18 protein-coding genes are annotated in these 16,845 nt (G+C 53.5%); 8 read left to right on the top strand and 10 right to left on the bottom strand.

Annotated features, from left to right (window positions below; genetic code table 11):
- Window positions 1-301: 301 nt before the first annotated feature.
- Window positions 302-547: a hypothetical protein gene (locus EBAPG3_RS11090; protein ID WP_004176046.1), complete on the top strand. Its 246-nt coding sequence runs from the start codon at window positions 302-304 to the stop codon at window positions 545-547.
- On the opposite strand, the gene tal (EBAPG3_RS11085) is transcribed toward EBAPG3_RS11090, so the two are convergent.
- Entirely contained in the window at window positions 519-1,646 is a 1,128-nt protein-coding gene (tal, locus tag EBAPG3_RS11085) for a transaldolase (RefSeq protein ID WP_004176049.1), read from the bottom strand. The two genes, EBAPG3_RS11090 and tal (EBAPG3_RS11085), sit on opposite strands and share 29 nt — an antisense overlap.
- Window positions 1,647-1,964: 318 nt before the next feature.
- Here tal (EBAPG3_RS11085) and EBAPG3_RS11075 point away from each other — a divergent pair, with 318 nt between their 5' ends.
- The gene (locus tag EBAPG3_RS11075) at window positions 1,965-2,750 is read left to right on the top strand and encodes an N-acyl homoserine lactonase family protein (protein ID WP_004176051.1); all 786 of its coding nucleotides are present in this window, start codon (window positions 1,965-1,967) and stop codon (window positions 2,748-2,750) included.
- Window positions 2,751-2,811: 61 nt separating this feature from the next.
- On the opposite strand, the gene EBAPG3_RS11070 is transcribed toward EBAPG3_RS11075, so the two are convergent.
- Window positions 2,812-3,228 (bottom strand): hypothetical protein, encoded by a 417-nt coding sequence (locus tag EBAPG3_RS11070; RefSeq protein ID WP_004176053.1) that lies wholly within the window; start codon window positions 3,226-3,228, stop codon window positions 2,812-2,814.
- A 210-nt stretch (window positions 3,229-3,438) separates the two neighbouring features.
- On the opposite strand from EBAPG3_RS11070, the gene EBAPG3_RS11065 reads away from it, so the two are divergent.
- Window positions 3,439-4,098, top strand: a complete 660-nt coding sequence (locus tag EBAPG3_RS11065) for a helix-turn-helix transcriptional regulator (protein ID WP_004176055.1) — start codon at window positions 3,439-3,441, stop codon at window positions 4,096-4,098.
- 32 nt (window positions 4,099-4,130) lie between these two features.
- Here the strand turns inward: EBAPG3_RS11065 and pgl are convergent, their stop codons facing one another.
- On the bottom strand, window positions 4,131-4,781 hold the full coding sequence (gene pgl, locus EBAPG3_RS11060; RefSeq protein ID WP_004176058.1) for a 6-phosphogluconolactonase: 651 nt from the start codon (window positions 4,779-4,781) through the stop codon (window positions 4,131-4,133).
- A gap of 168 nt (window positions 4,782-4,949) precedes the next feature.
- Window positions 4,950-5,354, bottom strand: coding sequence for a DoxX family protein (locus tag EBAPG3_RS11055; RefSeq protein ID WP_004176060.1), 405 nt, complete (start codon window positions 5,352-5,354; stop codon window positions 4,950-4,952).
- Between the two features lie 432 nt (window positions 5,355-5,786).
- On the opposite strand from EBAPG3_RS11055, the gene EBAPG3_RS11050 reads away from it, so the two are divergent.
- Complete coding sequence (locus tag EBAPG3_RS11050) at window positions 5,787-6,032, top strand: hypothetical protein (RefSeq protein ID WP_227869201.1); 246 nt, start codon at window positions 5,787-5,789, stop codon at window positions 6,030-6,032.
- A gap of 160 nt (window positions 6,033-6,192) precedes the next feature.
- Here EBAPG3_RS11050 and EBAPG3_RS11045 read toward each other — a convergent pair whose 3' ends face one another.
- The 6 genes from EBAPG3_RS11045 to gloB all read right to left on the bottom strand — a co-directional run bounded on the left by EBAPG3_RS11045 (window position 6,193) and on the right by gloB (window position 12,882).
- Window positions 6,193-7,965, bottom strand: a complete 1,773-nt coding sequence (locus tag EBAPG3_RS11045; RefSeq protein WP_004176063.1) for a hypothetical protein — start codon at window positions 7,963-7,965, stop codon at window positions 6,193-6,195.
- A gap of 169 nt (window positions 7,966-8,134) precedes the next feature.
- Window positions 8,135-8,731 carry a TetR/AcrR family transcriptional regulator gene (locus EBAPG3_RS11040; RefSeq protein WP_004176067.1) on the bottom strand — a complete coding sequence of 199 codons (597 nt, stop codon included), beginning with the start codon at window positions 8,729-8,731 and terminating at the stop codon, window positions 8,135-8,137.
- Between the two features lie 95 nt (window positions 8,732-8,826).
- Complete coding sequence (locus EBAPG3_RS11035) at window positions 8,827-9,243, bottom strand: hypothetical protein (RefSeq protein ID WP_004176069.1); 417 nt, start codon at window positions 9,241-9,243, stop codon at window positions 8,827-8,829.
- Window positions 9,244-9,613: 370 nt separating this feature from the next.
- The gene (gnd, locus tag EBAPG3_RS11030) at window positions 9,614-10,519 is read right to left on the bottom strand and encodes a phosphogluconate dehydrogenase (NAD(+)-dependent, decarboxylating) (RefSeq protein ID WP_004176071.1); all 906 of its coding nucleotides are present in this window, start codon (window positions 10,517-10,519) and stop codon (window positions 9,614-9,616) included.
- Between the two features lie 184 nt (window positions 10,520-10,703).
- Window positions 10,704-11,831: a transaldolase gene (gene tal / locus EBAPG3_RS11025; RefSeq protein ID WP_004176073.1), complete on the bottom strand. Its 1,128-nt coding sequence runs from the start codon at window positions 11,829-11,831 to the stop codon at window positions 10,704-10,706.
- A gap of 265 nt (window positions 11,832-12,096) precedes the next feature.
- A complete protein-coding gene (gloB, locus tag EBAPG3_RS11020) occupies window positions 12,097-12,882 on the bottom strand; it encodes a hydroxyacylglutathione hydrolase (protein ID WP_040851716.1) in 786 nt (261 codons plus the stop codon).
- A gap of 141 nt (window positions 12,883-13,023) precedes the next feature.
- Here gloB and EBAPG3_RS11015 point away from each other — a divergent pair, with 141 nt between their 5' ends.
- The 4 genes from EBAPG3_RS11015 to EBAPG3_RS11000 all read left to right on the top strand — a co-directional run bounded on the left by EBAPG3_RS11015 (window position 13,024) and on the right by EBAPG3_RS11000 (window position 16,807).
- On the top strand, window positions 13,024-13,869 hold the full coding sequence (locus tag EBAPG3_RS11015) for a class I SAM-dependent methyltransferase (protein WP_004176078.1): 846 nt from the start codon (window positions 13,024-13,026) through the stop codon (window positions 13,867-13,869).
- Window positions 13,866-14,339, top strand: a complete 474-nt coding sequence (gene rnhA, locus EBAPG3_RS11010; RefSeq protein WP_040851696.1) for a ribonuclease HI — start codon at window positions 13,866-13,868, stop codon at window positions 14,337-14,339. Before EBAPG3_RS11015 ends, rnhA begins: the two co-directional genes overlap by 4 nt.
- A 96-nt stretch (window positions 14,340-14,435) precedes the next feature.
- Window positions 14,436-15,161 carry a DNA polymerase III subunit epsilon gene (gene dnaQ, locus EBAPG3_RS11005; RefSeq protein WP_004176081.1) on the top strand — a complete coding sequence of 242 codons (726 nt, stop codon included), beginning with the start codon at window positions 14,436-14,438 and terminating at the stop codon, window positions 15,159-15,161.
- Between the two features lie 329 nt (window positions 15,162-15,490).
- On the top strand, window positions 15,491-16,807 hold the full coding sequence (locus EBAPG3_RS11000; protein WP_004176086.1) for a TolC family protein: 1,317 nt from the start codon (window positions 15,491-15,493) through the stop codon (window positions 16,805-16,807).
- The last annotated feature ends 38 nt before the right edge of the window (window positions 16,808-16,845 follow it).

Genomic DNA, 16,845 nt, shown 5'->3' with positions numbered 1-16,845 from the left:
CTTAATCTTTTGCATCCGAGCCAAGCGTAGTCTTTTAACCGATAGCCCTTTTCCTTCAACGGGGAGGGCGTATCGATCCTATTGCTTCCGGCTGATAGTGCCAATCTGGTCTATGATGGTGTTAGGTGTCAATTGGGGATATGATCCTGAAACCGCTGGTCCAGCACTTATTTATTCAGCTTAATTCTATGATCCACAATGGTTTTCTGCGCTACCCCGGCTTTCACTTTTATGGCGAATTTACCACGGGACGGTCATCCAGATCACTGCATATTCAATCTCTCCAACGCCCGGATTCAGAATGATGGATGACAGCGAGTACATAATGATTGGCTCCGCGTTCCTGGTAGGTGTTATCGGGGTGTGTGCGTGGTTCTTCAAGAAAGTCATGCGCGGAGAGATCGGGGTAAGCGTCAACACCGCTTTGCTGGCATTGCTTGTGGTTATCCTGCTGGTGCCTTTTGTAATGAATGTTTCCGCACATTTCGTATCCCAGATACTTCATCATGCGGAAGATACTAAGGAAAAGGTTGTTGAATCGCATTAATGGGTTTTTCGTATGCGGCGCTAAATTGCTTTACTCCACCGGATGTTAATCTGCTTGCGATATCGTCGAGCGAGATGCGCAACGTCTTGAGGGTGCTTAAAAGGGTGGTTGCTCTTGCAACATCTTCCCCCAGGCTGGGGCGCACTTTCCCATGCTCACGGAAAGCCACCAGTGTTGCCGGGGAAATGGTGGTTACGGTGTTGGGGCCGATCAGTTCCTCGATGTATCTTACGTCCCGGTAAGCCGGATTTTTGATTCCGGTGCTGGCCCAGAGAAGCCGCTGCTTTTGGGCGCCCTGCGTGGCGAGCGCATCCCAGCGGGGACCGGAGAAGATCGCCTGCTGGCGCTCGCAGGCAACTTTGGCATTGGCGATAGCGACTTTGCCAAACAGATTTCTGAGTAATTCGCGTTCCAGCGCATTGTAGGTTTTGATCCAGCCGCATTGGTTGAGGTGAGAAGAGATGAGGGCATCGACCGCGGCATCGAGACGGCTGACAAAAAAACTCGCTACACTGGCAACAGGGGCCGGATTTCCTCCATGTGCAATGAGCTGCTCCAATCCATCCAGGTAAGCATGCGCAGCACGCTCGTACAGGGCTTGCGAAAAGATCAGCGTAACGTTGACATTAATGCCCTCGGCGATCAGTTGGGTGATAGCCGGGATGCCGGCCTCGGTAGCCGGAATTTTGATCAGGAGATTTTTTCGTTCCACAGCTCGCCACAGGCGGCGGGTCTCCGCTATTGTCCCTGCGGTATCATCGGCAAATGCCGGAGCGACCTGCAAGGAGACGTAGCCATCGCGGCGGTGCGTATTTTCATAAACCGGGTGCAGCAAGTCGGCTGCGGCGGCTATTTCCGGAACGGCAAGTTTCTCGCAAACGGTTGCCGGGGGATGCCCCTGGTGGAGGAGGGCGCGTATTTCTTCCGCATATCCGGCATCTGAGCCGATGGCGTTTGCAAACATGGCCGGGTTGGTGGTGAGGCCGGATATTTCACCTTCATCCACCATTTTCTTCAGGCCGCCGCCGTGGACAAGATCGCGGTCGATATGATCGAGCCAGACAGACTGTCCCAGCGCTTTTAATTGATGTATGGGCATTTCTGAAAATCCAAACTGATGAGCATTCGCTTCGCGGACGGCTGCTGACTAATTTTTTCGGGGTACTTTGTGGGGTACCATGGATCAGGGTAAATGGTGCAAACGTCGTACCGGTGGCGCTCCGTGTCCAGCAGTGTTCGATGTATACCGTTGCAGGTTCGGACTGGATTCCGCATCAAGCCCGGAATGACGGAATTCATGATACTTTCTTTCCCCATCAAAAGGTGCCAAGTGAGGATCTTTCTGGATATCATACATAATCCTGCGTAATTCTTTTGATAGCGACATGAACCGCTATTCCCGACGCTTGGAATCCCAATGATGTCCCATGCTCCGAAGGTGTGGCCGCTGCTCACCGGCACGATCCGCTATGAGAAAACCATCTCGACGCGCAATCGCGGTCATGGCAAATTCATCGATGCGCCGATACTCGCCTATTTGATCGAAACATCAAACGGGCGCATTCTTTACGATGCGGGATGCGATTATCGCAAGGTGGCCGATCCGCTTTTGCGCGCCAGGTATTTTGACCCCATGTGTCCGCTGGTGGAAGCGCCCGCCATGCAGGAAGCGCAGCGCATTCCGCGCTACCTGGCGCAACTGGGGCTTGTGCCATCCGATATAGACCTCGTGTTCATCAGCCATTTGCACTTTGATCATGTGGGCGGGCTTTGCGATCTGCCGGGCTGCGAGGTTCATATACAAGGCGATGAATTGGCTGCGGCAAATACCGGGCTGGATGACAGCGTATTTGCCTGCGAACTGGCCCCCGCGGATCAATGGCGGGTGAAAGTGGGCGAATACCCGGTAGCCCCGGGTGTGCACGCCATCACCAGTCCTGGCCATACGGCGGGGCACATGTCACTATTTATCGAGCTAAAGAAGGGCCAGCCCATCATCCTGTGCGGCGATGCGGCCGATCTGTGTGAGAACTTGTCGGAGGAAATTGCACCGGGCTATTGTTGGCAGGATAACGAAACGCTGGCCTTGGCGAGTATCCGCAAATTCAAGGCGCTAGGCCGCAAGGAAGACGCGGAGCTTTGGCCCAACCACGACATGGATTTTTTCCGGCGTTTGCCGGGTTTCCCGGCCTGGAGAGAATAACCCGGCGTGCAATTATTCCGAATTCAGGATATCCAGAGCGTGAAAGGAGTGGTCCCAGCTTTTAGTTGTGCTGCGGGCGTGTTTGGGAAGCGTTATCCACGACGCGGCCCTCGGCGCCGGCCGCTTCCTTTGCCATTTGCCGATGCGCGGTAGCTTCTTTTATGCTTGCCTGTTCGGTTTCTTCGTACTTGCGTACCAATGCCGTGGTGTGGGATTTCAGATCCTGAGCCTGCCGGCCATAGAGGTAGCTTTTTTGCTCATAGTGCTCAAGCAATTTTTTCTGCTCCTCAGCCTTCGAGTGCATTTCCTTTGCCTTACCTTCGAAATACTTCGTCAAGGCATCATGGTCGCTTCGGGTTCGGGCATTCTGAGCAGCTTTGCGAACATTGGTGTTCTGAACAGCTTCGAGGGGGCTCATCTGGGCGCAGGCGGCCAACAAACCAAGGGAAATCGCCGCAAAAAATGTCCTTGTTCTCATAAAGGTATCTCCTTTAAGTGGGTTCATCGACAGTGATGAACATTTGTATTATCCTTTGAGTCGAGAAAACCATAAAACATCGGGGATGTTTTGTCAACTTTTCCATGCTTAAAGTGTCTTAATGTTGTATTCTGTTGATAGATGGAGCAGACAATAATGCATTCCATAATAATTTCTTATAATACAGACAGGAGAAAGGAAGGAAGCCAAATGCTTAATACTATGGGTGAACGGCAGAAACAATTGCTCAAGCTGCTGCGCAGGGGCAAGCCGGGCCTGAGCGTAGATGAGCTTTCGAAAGGACTTGAAATTACGCGCAATGCGGTACGGCAGCATCTTGCCTCGCTGGAAGCGGCAGGATTGGTGGAGACCGGTGCCACCCGACCCTCAGGAGGGGGGCGTCCTCAACAGCTTTATATTCTTAGCGAGCTTGGACGGGAGAGCTTTCCGCGCCAGTATTCATGGCTTGCACAACTTGTGGTGGCTTCCGTTCAGCAGGAAGAGGGGGCGGAAAACATGAGCAGGCGCTTGGGCGAGATTGGTGCGGGTGTCGGACGTCAGCTTCGCAGCGAACATCCCGGTCTGACTACGCACGCAGAGAAAGTCGAGAAGCTCGCCGAGGTGATGGAGCAGCTTGGTTATAACGCCAAAACCGCTACATTTCCGGGTGGCGAGACGGTAATAGAAGCCGATAATTGCGTCTTTCACAGGATGGCGGTGAGAGATACCGACATTTGCCATCTTGACAGGGGTCTGATGGAGACTTTCACCGAAAGCACAGTGGAGCAACATGAATGCATGGTCCACGGCGGTAACTTGTGCCGGTTCAGATTCAAGCCAAAAGATGACGAATCCAAAGATAATAAATAAGATTTAATAAGATAAATAGCCGCTTGGAGACGCTAGAGTAAAGCGGATTCCACCAGCACATCAACTCCCTTCTCCGGTGCTATTGCCCGCGGAGGAATATTTTCACCTGCGCGCCAGCGCATTACCGCATCCCGCTTGGACTCGCCGCTGACGAGAAATATGACCTGTCTTGAACGGCTGAGTCTTGCCGCGCTCAGCGAAACGCGCTGAGGCGGTGGCTTGGGCGCATCCAGCACCGCCAGCGTGTCAGGCGAATCGGGCTCAGCTCCCCATTCGTGACCGGGAAACAGGCTAGCGGTATGGCCATCTTCACCGAGCCCAAGCAGCGTTAAATCAAATATGCCGACGGTATTCAAGGTCTGCGCGTACTCGCAAGCCGCCAGATCCGCACCGAGTTCCCCGGGAATTGTGTACAGCTGATCCGCCGGAATTTCGACATAATCGAGCCACGTTTCTCCGGCCATAACCGAGTTGCGCCTGGGATCGGTGGGCGACACACAGCGTTCGTCGCCAAAGTAGACATACCAGGCTGACCAGTCGGTATGTGCCGACCGCAGCTGTTTATAGATTGCGCGCGGCGTGTCGCCGCCCGCGAGTACGAGGTGAAACTGTCCTCGCATCCGGATCGCCGTGGCGGCACTGTCGAGTATCATCTTCAGCGCTACGCTCTGCAGTTCCGGCATATCCGCAACCGCATGCCATCTGCATTGTCCGGAATTGGTGGAACCAGGGGATTGTGAGGGTTTTACGTGCATAACCAATCCATCCATACATTGTGAGTGGTAATCGGCGGTCTGCCGGACTTAAAGGAATCCGCCGCCTCGATTCTTCAAACTTGGCAGACTGTCGGATCAATCCGGTCTGATCGCCATTTTACCGCTACCAAGGAATAATATCGCGAGGCCGGAAAATAAATAGAAACCCTGCAATTCAAGTGCCCAGCCGCCATTGCTCGTTAGCGAGAAAAGCTGGCTGCGGTGTGCCAGTACCAATGCAAATATCATATTGCCAAAAACCAGCAATCCACCCAGGCGAGAAAAAATTCCCAGAATAATCATTAGTGGCGCAATAACTTCGCCCACGTAAACGCCGTAAGCCAGAACTGCAGGTAAATTAAACCCGGCAAGTTGCTTGCTGATGAATTCGAGAGAGCCTGGATTGAGCATTTTGAATACTCCATGCAGCAGTATCAGCGTGCCAACCGTAAGGCGCAAAATAAATTTGCCTAAAGCATCATTTTGAAATGGATTGCGCATGGGCGTTCTTCTTTGAACCTGAATCCGGTAGTTGTAGTGAAACTCACCACAAAGGTGAAGCTCAAGCGTATATGTCTTTGTGGATCATGGTGCCTAATTGAAAAGATAAACGGTCAACCGCCGGGTTCAGGTTAAATGTAACGACGACGAATTCAAGATGGAAGGTGAAAGTACGGCAACAACCGATGCGGTGACGTGATGCGCAGTCCTTCTGAGAAGACTTCCATCAATGTTTTTGACTTAGCCGGGCACTTATCAATTAGTCCCGGATAACGTCATTCAATTCCATTTTATCAGTCTTCAAGATATTTTACCGGATTGACGGATTGTTCAGTGGTTCCCCACGTTTTTTAGTCACGCTATCATAGCCAAAGATCGTGCTTCAGATTAAAAAAAGGCATACTTATCGGGTAACACAATAATCTGGGAGGAATGATGTCAGACGAGGACATGAAAGCCGAGTTGGAGCGATTGCGTAAAGAAAACGAAGCACTCAAAAAAGGAGCCAGTACGGGGATCACCATGAAGGTGAGCGAAAAGGGAGCACTCTCGGTGTACGGCATGGGCAGGTTTCCCGTGACGCTTTACAAAGAGCAATGGTTAAAGCTGGTGGATATGTCGGATGATATCCGTGCATTCATAGCGGCGAATGAGGGAAAATTGAAGACCAAAGACTGAGGGTGGAAGAGAAATATAGAAACATACATCAACAACGAACAGAAATGGCAAGCTTGCAGCAGGGCTCCTCAGGGGTGGAATCTCTGAAATAAGTCTTCCGTGGCGCGCATTGCCGGCAAGGGAACTTATTCAAAGATTCCTTGGGGATATTGGGTAGTGGTTACATCTTTACATCCCGGCGTCCGAAGCGTGATCCGCTGAGTTTCACATCGGCACGCGCCCAGGCCTCGTTGAAACGTGCCTCGATGAGCGTCGCCTGATCGTCCTTCTTTTGTGCGCGCAACGCTTGCATCAATCCATAAAGCGCCCACCCGCTGTTGCGATTGCGCCGCAGATCTTCCCAGTACACGGTTTCCGCTTCGGCCGGACGTCCTGCCTCCAGCAGGATGGCGCCGAGGGTCAGCCGTGGCGGAACGCTGAATTCCGATGGTTCCGTGTATATCAGGGCGTCTTCAAGGCGAACAGCTTGTTCAAGGTACGCGATAGCCTGATCGAACTGTCCGCGCGCCGCGGCGATCTCGCCGGCGAGCACCTCGGGTGCGGCGCTCAGCACGGTGCGCGCGGTATTTTTCGAGAAAAGGGGGAGATCCAGCGCCGGGTTCTTCATGATTTCGCGCAACGCACCCAGTTCCTGATCGGCCTGTTGCAACTGCCCGGTGGCAACAAACGCGAGGCCGCGTACATAGTGCCAGCTTCCCTTCAGAAACGGGCTAGTAGATGGCGGGGCGGGTTCTTCAAGAACTTCCTTCCAGTGGCCGAACCTCGCAAGCGCCCAATACGGCACCATGCGGAATATCGCCGTCAGCGGCATCGCCTCCAGCACTGCATCGTCTACCTTGCTGGCGGCTTCCCGTGCGGATTTGATTGCAACTTTGCTTTGACCGTCTCCCGTCGCCGCGAACCAGAGGAAGTGAATGTTATGCGGGTAGTACATCATGGGGTATAACCCCTGGGCGCGGCACTGCGCGATGTAATCCTCGTCGGCCGCGATGGCAAGCTGATTGCTCTTCATCGAGTCGGCGTAGCGGCCCACGCGCTGATAGATATGTGATGACATGTGTATCATGTGCCCCGCCGCCGGCATCAGCGTCAGCAGGGTGTCGGCTGCCTTTTCCGCCCGTTCGGGCGTGCTGGTCGGTTCTATGAGGTGAATATACATGTGCAGCGCGGCGGGATGCTTCGGATTGCGCCTCATCACTTCTTCGGTGAGTGCGACAATTTCGGCTGTTCCCTCGTACGGCTGGCCATCGCGCATCCAGTAGCCCCAGGGACGCAGATCCATCACCGACTCTACATAAAGCATCGCGATATCGGGATCATCCGGAAAACGTTGGTGCACTTCCCGCATCGCCTCCGCGTAAGCCTTGTCGTTCGTTGTCCGGCTCTCGGGATTCCCCGAGTAACGCTTCTCGAGAGCATTGATGAGCGCACGCTCTCTGGGTGATGCTTTCGCCATGAGCGACTTGGCCTGTTGCACGATCTCCAGAGCCTGCGGCTCCTCGTTCGGTTCCATCATTGCGTTGATGTTGGGGCCGAGCACGAGTGCCTGACCCCAGTAGGCCATCGCAAGTCCAGGATCGAGCCGTGCCGCTTCACGGAATGCCCGGCGCGCCTCGGCATGGTTGAACCCATAGGCGAGGTTCAGCCCCTGGTTGATGTATTGCTGTGCCAGCTTGTTGCGCGTGCTGACGGGGAATGTATCCGTACCCAGGTTCTGCAGCCTGGGTGCGAGCTTGCCATCCGGACCCGGCCTAGCCGCCATATCGGATTGCGCGTAATGCTGGTGGCCGCCTCCGGATCCTGCGGAAGCTTCGCGCTTTTTGGTCGAAGCCACGTCGCCAGTCCCGGCGCCGGTCTCGGCGAATGCGCCGGGAATACCCGCGACGGCCAGGGCCAGAATTAATAGTGTTGAACGGACGATGTCGGATTGCATGGACATTACCTCCCTAATAAAAATACACAATTTTCCAGGCAGTGGAAATTCCTTCCGCCGGCGCGATTGCAACGTGGTGAAGCATGGAAATAACCCCATGATGGGTTGCTAAAAAATATGCAGAGACAGGAATACATATGACCGGTCGTATTATTATTGGGCAAAAAAATCAGGGTTTGAAAAAATCGTCCAGTAAATCCTGACAGCACTGCTTGATCGGCGCGGATGATCTTTCTATTTTCATCCTCAATAAAGCGCCCTGCCAGGTATTCACCAGCAGATCGGCCATCATTTCAGGTGATTTGTCCGATCTTACCGTCCCCTGCTGCTGTGCTTTGGCCAGCCCGGACTGTAATACATCCTGGTAACGCCTGACGGCGGATTGAAGCGATTTACGGCAAACTTCGCTGGTATCGCCTATTTCTCCCATCAGGTTACCCAGGAGGCAACCGCCTTTAAACTCATCCCTCTCAAGTTCCACGATGAGCTCATCAAAATAACGCCTTATTGCACCGAGTGCATCAGCGTCGGATCGTTCCAGATGATCAGTTAACAGCGCGATAAATGGATCGGTATAGTGTTGAATGACTTCCGCACCAAAATCTTCCTTGCTGCCAAAGTAATTGTAAAAAGAACCCTTGGGCACATTAACCGCATCCAGGATCTCCTGGAGTCCGGTGCCGTGATAGCCCTGCCCCCTGAGCAGGGCGACTCCCTGATTTAACAGGTTGTCTCTGTTGAATTCCTTTTTGGTGGGTTTAAGCATAAGTAAATAATACGACCGGTTGTCTTGGATTGTCAAGAAAAAAAGACGGCACCCAACCAAGTGCCGTTTGCCATCAGGAAATTACATAAAATTTGTTACCGGTTTACGGCACTCAGCTTTTGCGGGTTAGCAGCGGCATGATTCTCGTCGGCCTTCAGAGCCATTTGGTGATGAAGGCGGGCTTCCTTGATATTTGCCTCGACAGCTCGCTCATATTCACGCACCTGCGCGGAGGCATGCGATTGAAGGTCCTGCGCCTGTCTGCCATACAGATAACTTTTGTTTTCGTACTGCTCAAGCAGTTCCTGTTGTTCCTTCGCTTTTGCCTTTATCAGCGTCGCTGCGTCTTCATAGAACTTGGCTATGGCTTCATGGTCGCTGCGAGTAACGGCTTTTTGAGCAGCCGCGCGAATCTCGGGAGTATCAACAGGCTCGACAGCGATCACGGATGAACTCACCGAGGCCAGGAAGCCGATCATGGATAAAGCTGAAAAAATATTCCCTGTTTTCATCGTGTACCTCACTAATATTACTAGCGATTTTCGTTGGCATTCGGTGGGGAAACTGGTGGGAAAACGTCGAGCACTTCCTCAATTCCCAGCATTCATGGTTCGAATCTTATACAATTAAAAACACTTTGTCAACTTAATAATGTTTAAAGTGTGTTTTGAACCCATGAATTCATATCGAGTGACCTGAACGTCTTGACGAACGTGAGATAGTCCGATGGGCCGGATTTGGCAATGGGAGGAGTGTGGGGACGTCGTCCCCATACCCTATACTTTGTTTTACAGCGCTCCAGTAGCCTAGTAGCCGTAGCATACGGGGGGCAATATGTTTCGCTTATTGGCGCGCTTCCTTGCCTCCTGCTCGCCAGGGGATTCATTCCTTTTTCATCGCATGTCCCCCGAACTGGTTGCGTAGTGCCGATAGCAATTTGTTCGAGAATGAATCGGAATCACGCGACTGCAGGCGTTGTAATAATGCCAACGTGATGACCGGGGCGGCGACATCGAGATCAATCGCTTCCGCAACCGTCCAGCGTCCTTCGCCGGAATCCGCAACATACGGGGCAATGCCTTCCAGACCTGGATTTTCCGCCAGGGCAGCGGCGGTCAAGTCGAGCAGCCATGATTGCACCACGCTGCCGTCGCGCCAGATCTCCGCTATCTGATGCAGATCCAGGTTGAATTCCTGTTTGTGGCGCAGAATCGCAAACCCTTCCCCATATGCTTGCATCATGCCGTATTCGATGCCGTTATGAATCATTTTGGTAAAGTGCCCGGCACCGCTGGGGCCAACACGCCCCCAGCCTTTGTCCGGCGCGGGAGCCAGGGTTTCAAAGATGGGGCGCAATCCCTCAATTACCTGTTCATCGCCGCCCACCATGATGCTGTAGCCGTTCTGCAGTCCCCACACGCCGCCGCTCGTTCCCGCATCGACAAGATGGATCTTGCTTGTTGCCAGCATTTGCGCGCGGCGTTGCGTATCCTTGTAATTTGAATTGCCGCCCTCGATAATGATGTCGCCTGGTATGAGCAGCGGCCACAACGCGGTAATTGTTTCATCCACCGGGGCACCCGCGGGAACCATCAGCCATATCGTGCGAGGCGACTTCAATTCATTCACGAGTGCTTCGAGCGTCGCCGCCGGCACAATGTCTTTTTTTTCGATTTCCCTGAGCGTATCGGGGTTGCGGGCATAGCCGACGACGCGGTGGCCGCCGAGCACCAGCCGTTGTGCCATATTACCGCCCATGCGGCCGAGGCCGATCATTCCGAGTTCCATTATTTTTCTCCCGATTATTCAGTCCTTCTGAATAAATCTCCGACGTAGTCAGCGACTCACTCTTGGAAGAGCTTATTCAGATGTTCAATAAAAGTAGCGCACCCCGGCGGTGTTAATGGCTTGCGTTATACTCCACCCATCCTACCCAAGGTCAGCAGCCCGCCGGGGCTTAAAAAATCGGCTGCTAGGCCGCGTGATTGGTCAGGATTTCCTCGCGCTTGGTTTTGAGCGCGGCAAGCAGCTTGTCGTATGATGCTGCGAAAGCGTCCACGCCGTCATCCTGGAGTTTTTCCGTGACAGCGTCGAGATCAATGCCGAATTCCTGTAACTGTGCAATGTCCGCTTCCGCCTGCTGAATATTTTCAGTGAGTGTTTCACGCACGCGGCCATGATCGCGGAATGCGTCGAGCGTTTTAGGCGGCACGGTGTTGACGGTATCGGGGCCGATCAATTGCTCAATGTAGAGCACATCGGAGTAAGCGGGGTTTTTGGTGCCGGTGCTGCCCCATAACGGACGTTGCGCTTTTGCGCCTTTGCGGCGCAAATCGGCAAAATCCTCGCCATGGAATATTTCATGGAAGCGCTGATAGGCGAGTTTGGCGTTGGCGATGGCGATCTTGCCGCGTAAGGCGAGTGCTGCGGGTGATTCGTTCTTTTCCAATAAGGGATCGACAATACCGTCCACCCGGCTGACAAAAAACGACGCAACCGAAACCGGCCAGCTTACTTTTTTACCCAGTGATGCTTCCTCCCTGCCACTGAGCCCGCGGATATAGGCTCGTGCCACATCTTCATAATGCCGCAGTGAAAACATCAGGGTCACGTTGATGTTTACCCCCGCCGCGATGGATTGTGAAATCGCGGGGATACCCGCCGGGGTGGCCGGAATTTTTATCATCAGATTGGGGCGCTGCACCGCGTCCCATAACCGTTTCGCTTCGGCAATGGTTCCATCCGTATCATAGGCGAGGTGTGGCGAGACTTCGAGGCTGACGTAACCATCGCCGCCCTGGGTTGCATCATAGACCGGCCGCAGCACATCGGTGGCCCTGCGTATATCGGCAACGGCCAGTGCCTCAAACAGTGCCTTGTCGGTTTGTTGTTCATCGGTTTTCAGCAATGCGCGCAGCGCGTCGTCGTAGCTGCTGCCGTGATTGATGGCTTGCTCGAAGATGGTGGGATTGCTGGTTACGCCGCGCAGCTTGTCTTCAGTTACCAGGCGTTGCAATTCTCCACTATTGATGAGATTGCGGCTGATCGAATCCAGCCAGATGGATTGGCCGCACTGTAGTATCTGCTCTAAAGGATTCATGTATTTAAACTCCCGTTATGTGCCGCTGTGGCGAACAATCCGTACGTGAACGCCAATTTGCCGTTTCACTGTGCCGCAGCAGGCAGTTGAGTTGATATAAGCGTATTGCGATATTGCGCAGTCGATGGTGTGCTGGTGAAGCAAGGTGCATCCATACGACAACGAAAGCGCCTTATCATTCATGGGCGTCTTCATAAATTCAAATTCGCGAGTATTTGCCTTGCGAATTGCCTGCTTATTCCGCTTCTTTCCTTTTTATCGGGAGCTAAAAATGATTTTTCCAGTCGCGCAGCATGGCAAATACGCTGACGGGATCGGACAGCGGTTTGCCAGCATAGATACTGGCATTACGGATGATTTCGGGCTGATCGCAACGCAGGAACGGATTGGTGGCCCTTTCAATCGCGATGCTGGAGGGTAACGTCGGGATATTCTGCTTGCGCAATGCTTCAACCACCATTTCGCGTTCGATCAGTGCCTGATTGCCGGGCTCGACTGTTCTGGCAAAACGGATATTGTTGAGGGTATATTCATGACCGCAATAGACCCCGGTTTCTTTGGGCAAATCAGCCAGTTTTTGCAGTGAGTTCACCATTTGCGCAGCGGTTCCCTCAAATAACCGCCCACAGCCGCAGGCAAATAGAGTATCCCCACAAAACAACAGGTTTGCGCCATAATACGCGATATGTCCGGTTGTATGGCCGGGAATATCCAGCACTCTGAGGGTAAGAGAGAATTCCGGAATATAGGCATCGCCTTCTCCGCTTTCTTTGTTGTTGCATTCCCTGAGAGGGTGCGTGACGGTGGGAATCGATTCATTCGCGGGGCCATATACCGGTACCGTAAATTCCCGCAACAGCGCGGCATTGCCTCCCACATGGTCATTGTGATGATGGGTATTGAGGATGGCGACGAGTTTCAGTTTTTCCTGGTTAAGGTAATCCAGCACGGGGGCGGCGTCGCCCGGATCGACCACGGCGGCGTGGCAGTGGTCGCGGATAACCCAGATATAATTATCGATGAATGCATGAATCGCAACGATATGCGGCATAGTCATGGTGCTGATGTCAGTTTGAATTTTCGTCCGATCGGATGGATGGCAGTGCGGATCGATGAATTGACACATAACAGAGTAATAGGTATTCATATTAGTCCATAATCGAATTCCCTTCCGCCATTCTTCAATATATATATGCCGATAAAAAATAGGCTGAAATGGTTTGACACTTGTCTGGGCCAATATCTGCTGGAGCGGGAGCAGAGCCACTTCGACCAGGCCGTGGTCGACGTGTTTGGCTACAACGCCATGCAGATAGGATTTCCGCAATACGATTTTCTACGTGCCAACCGCATGCCGTTGCGGTTCTGTGCGGCCATTGAGGAAGGGGCTGCACTGCGGGCAGCTCCCGAGTTTTTGCCGGTCGAAACGAACAGCATAGATCTGGTACTCCTGCCTCATGTGCTCGAATTCAGTGCCAATCCCCATCAGATTCTGCGCGAGGTGCAACGGGTGCTTATGCCCGAGGGTCACGTAATTGTCTGTGGTTTCAATCCTCGCAGTCTTTGGGGGATGCGTGGCTTTTTCGGATCGATGAGGGAGCATTTTCCCTGGCATGGGAATTTGATGCCGAAGCTAAAAGACTCGCTGGTTGAGAAGCATTTTCCCTGGCATGGCAAGTTCATCGCACTGCCAAGACTCAAGGATTGGCTGACGTTACTGGATCTCGAAATCACCAACGACCGCTTATGTTGCTATGTGCCCCCATTCAGTCAGGAAAAGTGGCTGAAGCGATTCAGTTTCATGGAGACCGCGGGTGACCGCTGGTGGCCGTTTTCCGGCGGTATCTACTTTCTGACGGCGGTCAAGCGTGTGCATGGTATGCGCGTGATCAAGCCCGAGTGGAAAGAGGTGCGTGCCGCAAGGAGAGGTATGGCTCCGGTTGCGCAAAAACTCGGCGGCAACGCTTCCGGACAAGAGCCGCGCCTGGCCGCGCGCAACGGGACCATAGTGAAGACGCCCGCGCAAGGCGGAGAGTGAAAGCGGAGCGTGGAGGGGTGGTGGAAATCTTTACCGACGGCGCTTGCAAGGGCAATCCGGGTATTGGCGGGTGGGGGGCGCTGCTGCAATACAACGGGCACAAGCGGGAGCTGTACGGCGGCGAAAAGCTGACGACGAATAACCGCATGGAGCTGCTTGCGGTTATTCGTGCGCTGGAAGCCCTGACGCAGCCATGCGAAGTGCGGCTCCACACCGATTCCCAGTATGTGCAAAAGGGCATCAGCGAATGGATTCACTCCTGGAAAAAGCGCGATTGGCGCACCGCTGACAAAAAACCGGTAAAAAATGATGATCTATGGAAGGAGCTTGATGAGCTGACGCAGCGTCATCGAATCGAGTGGCTATGGGTGCGCGGTCACTCCGGACACAAAGGCAACGAACAGGCGGACATACTTGCCAATCGCGGGGTGCAGTCGGTGCTGGAAAGGCCGGCATCGGCGAGGGAATGACTCGGAGAATTGGCAGGAATTATATAAAAATGAGGCAGACGGATTTTATCGGAAGAAGTACGTATTAACATGAATTTTGAATAGGAATATAAAGCTGTGCGCCAGATTTTTATCGATACCGAAACCACTGGTCTGGAACCCCGGCTCGGCCACCGCATCATCGAAATCGCAGCGGTGGAAATGCTAAGCCGGCGATTGACCGGCCGCAGATTTCACCGGTACCTGAATCCTGACCGGGAGATCGATGAGGGAGCATTGCAGGTTCACGGCCTGACCGTGGAGTTTCTTCAGGACAAGCCGAAGTTTCGTGATGTCATCCCCGAGTTACTCGAATTTCTGGAGGGGGCTGAACTCATCATGCACAACGCTTCATTTGATGTTGCGTTCCTCGATCACGAATTCGGCTTGGCCGAGTTGCAGCCATTGAGCGAATATTGCCATTCAGTGACCGATACCTTGAAAATGGCCAAAGAGCTGCACCCCGGAAAGCGAAACAATCTGGATGTGTTATGCGAGCGCTACGCGGTGGATAACTCCCGGCGTACACTGCATGGCGCTTTGCTGGATGCGGAATTATTGGCGGAAGTCTATCTCGCCATGACGCGGGGGCAGGATAGTCTGCTCATGGAACTGGAGGCACCATCCGCGCTCGAGATCGCCGCCAATCTGCGGGATTTGCAACTGACGGTGCTGACCGCCAGCGGGGAGGAATTGGAAGCTCACGCACAACAGCTTGAATTGATTGAGCACGAAAGCAAGGGTAAGTGTTTATGGAAACGGTTGGAATCCGACGCCAATAGGGATCAGCTAGTCACGCAATAGCGGTGGAGGCTCCCAGAAAGATGGCAGGTTCGGAGCGAGGGGTTGGGTGACCGATTGCGAGATTGAAAGCTGGCGGCAGTACCATAATAAAATTTGTCCCCACTTTGCATCGTCGTGGGCAACATCGGCGAATTCGCTCATCAGGCAAGGAAAAATACCTTGTATGACAATAAAATTTCCACCTCTGACTGACCGTCGGCTGCCCTCTCTCTGCAACCCAGACATTCGCACTCTGCCTGTCATCCGGATGCCGGCAGTCCACAGCCTCACTCAAGTGGGTATCGGTCATGGCAATTCACGGACACTGCTGATGTGTCGAGTTTGCTAAAGTGTTGTCAAGCCTGCGAATTCTGGCATGCATACTGCTGGTTTCATGGGCGGTAACGCTGCGGGCAGAAGCTGTACCCACGGATCAACTCGTTATTACCGAACAGCAAGCCATCGCGCTATTTTATCAGCGCAATCTCGGTTTGATTGCGGCACGTCTCAATATCGATAGTGCCGAGGCGGAGCAGATTATTGCCGCCGCGATTCCTAACCCGGTATTCAGTCTCACCACTTCAGAATTGGCCCCGAAGGCATTTGCCCCGGAGAGTCGTAACTTGGCGGTGCCGGCGATAATCCCGCAGATTGAACAGCTCATCGTGACTGCCGGGAAACGCCGTTTAAGGATAGAAAGCAGCGAACTCGCCACCGAAGCAGTCAATTTTGACGTGCAGGATGTCGCACGCGTGCTCACCAACGCCGTGCGGCGCAGTTACTACAGTCTTTTGCTGGCGCAAAAGACACTTAAAGTGGCGAGCGATAACTTCGAGCGTTACAGGGAAATCCTGCGGGTCAATGAAGTCAGGCTCAGGGTAGGGGATGTCGCAACAGTCGATTTTATTCGCATCGAAGTGGAAAGCCTCAAGGTTCAGGGTGATCAGGATCAGGCCCGGGCGGCATTAAATCAGGCGCGAGCCGATCTGCTGCTGCTGCTGGGCTGGCCTGAAAACAGCATAGAGATCACCGCAGTGGAAACCTGGCCCGAAGCGGCTCCCGAGATTGCGCTGGCCAGGCAAGACCAGCTGGTTGATCGCGCGCTGGAACGCCGGCCGGATATGCGCGCGGCAAGGGTGCGCATCGCACAAGCCAAGAAGATGCTGACTCTGGCGCAGCGGCAGATCATCCCCGATGTGACCATAACCGCTTTTTATGATCAGGATCAGGGAAACCAGTTCCCGCGCACGGGCGGCGTCGGTATCCGTCTACCCATTCCCGTGTTTTATCAACAAAAAGGTGAAATTTCCAAAGCTCGTGTGGGTGTAACCAACTCTGAACTGGCGCTGGCGCAGGCTGAGCAGGACATCCGGGCGGAGGTGATGAAAGCCTCGGCATCGTGGCAGAGCGCCGACGCGATAGCAAGGCGCTTCGAGACATCGGTGGTCAAGCGCATTGAGACCTTACGTAAAGCGCAGGAAATCGCTTATCAAAAAGGAGCGGTAGGCGTGCTGGATTTGATCGACGCACAGCGCAGCTATAGGGCAATAATGCTGGATTATTACACCGCCCTGGCAAATCGCAGCAAAGCCTGGGCAGATCTGTTAATGGCATATGGAGAGGAAACCAAAGGTTCCTCCCGGGGTCTGGCGGGCAGCGATGGTTAAGTTGCCTGGTGGTTTCTTGCTGTGGACTCCTGGTCCAA

This window comes from Nitrosospira lacus (genome assembly GCF_000355765.4).
GTDB lineage: Bacteria > Pseudomonadota > Gammaproteobacteria > Burkholderiales > Nitrosomonadaceae > Nitrosospira > Nitrosospira lacus.
The sequence above is the reverse complement of the archived record's forward strand: the minus strand, read 5'-3'. Positions and strand labels throughout refer to the sequence as shown.

Coding starts and splice junctions, on each gene's coding strand:
- EBAPG3_RS11070 (WP_004176053.1), bottom strand. CDS start 3,228: ATGAGAACAAGGACATTTTTTGCGGCGATTTCCCTTGGTTTGTTGGCC.
- gnd (WP_004176071.1), bottom strand. CDS start 10,519: ATGGAACTCGGAATGATCGGCCTCGGCCGCATGGGCGGTAATATGGCA.
- EBAPG3_RS11050 (WP_227869201.1), top strand. CDS start 5,787: ATGATGTCAGACGAGGACATGAAAGCCGAGTTGGAGCGATTGCGTAAA.
- EBAPG3_RS11045 (WP_004176063.1), bottom strand. CDS start 7,965: ATGCAATCCGACATCGTCCGTTCAACACTATTAATTCTGGCCCTGGCC.
- pgl (WP_004176058.1), bottom strand. CDS start 4,781: ATGCCGGAACTGCAGAGCGTAGCGCTGAAGATGATACTCGACAGTGCC.
- tal (WP_004176073.1), bottom strand. CDS start 11,831: ATGAATCCTTTAGAGCAGATACTACAGTGCGGCCAATCCATCTGGCTG.
- gloB (WP_040851716.1), bottom strand. CDS start 12,882: ATGCCGCATATCGTTGCGATTCATGCATTCATCGATAATTATATCTGG.
- EBAPG3_RS11035 (WP_004176069.1), bottom strand. CDS start 9,243: ATGAAAACAGGGAATATTTTTTCAGCTTTATCCATGATCGGCTTCCTG.
- EBAPG3_RS11065 (WP_004176055.1), top strand. CDS start 3,439: ATGCTTAATACTATGGGTGAACGGCAGAAACAATTGCTCAAGCTGCTG.
- EBAPG3_RS11075 (WP_004176051.1), top strand. CDS start 1,965: ATGATGTCCCATGCTCCGAAGGTGTGGCCGCTGCTCACCGGCACGATC.
- EBAPG3_RS11040 (WP_004176067.1), bottom strand. CDS start 8,731: ATGCTTAAACCCACCAAAAAGGAATTCAACAGAGACAACCTGTTAAAT.
- EBAPG3_RS11015 (WP_004176078.1), top strand. CDS start 13,024: ATGCCGATAAAAAATAGGCTGAAATGGTTTGACACTTGTCTGGGCCAA.
- EBAPG3_RS11055 (WP_004176060.1), bottom strand. CDS start 5,354: ATGCGCAATCCATTTCAAAATGATGCTTTAGGCAAATTTATTTTGCGC.
- tal (WP_004176049.1), bottom strand. CDS start 1,646: ATGCCCATACATCAATTAAAAGCGCTGGGACAGTCTGTCTGGCTCGAT.
- EBAPG3_RS11090 (WP_004176046.1), top strand. CDS start 302: ATGATGGATGACAGCGAGTACATAATGATTGGCTCCGCGTTCCTGGTA.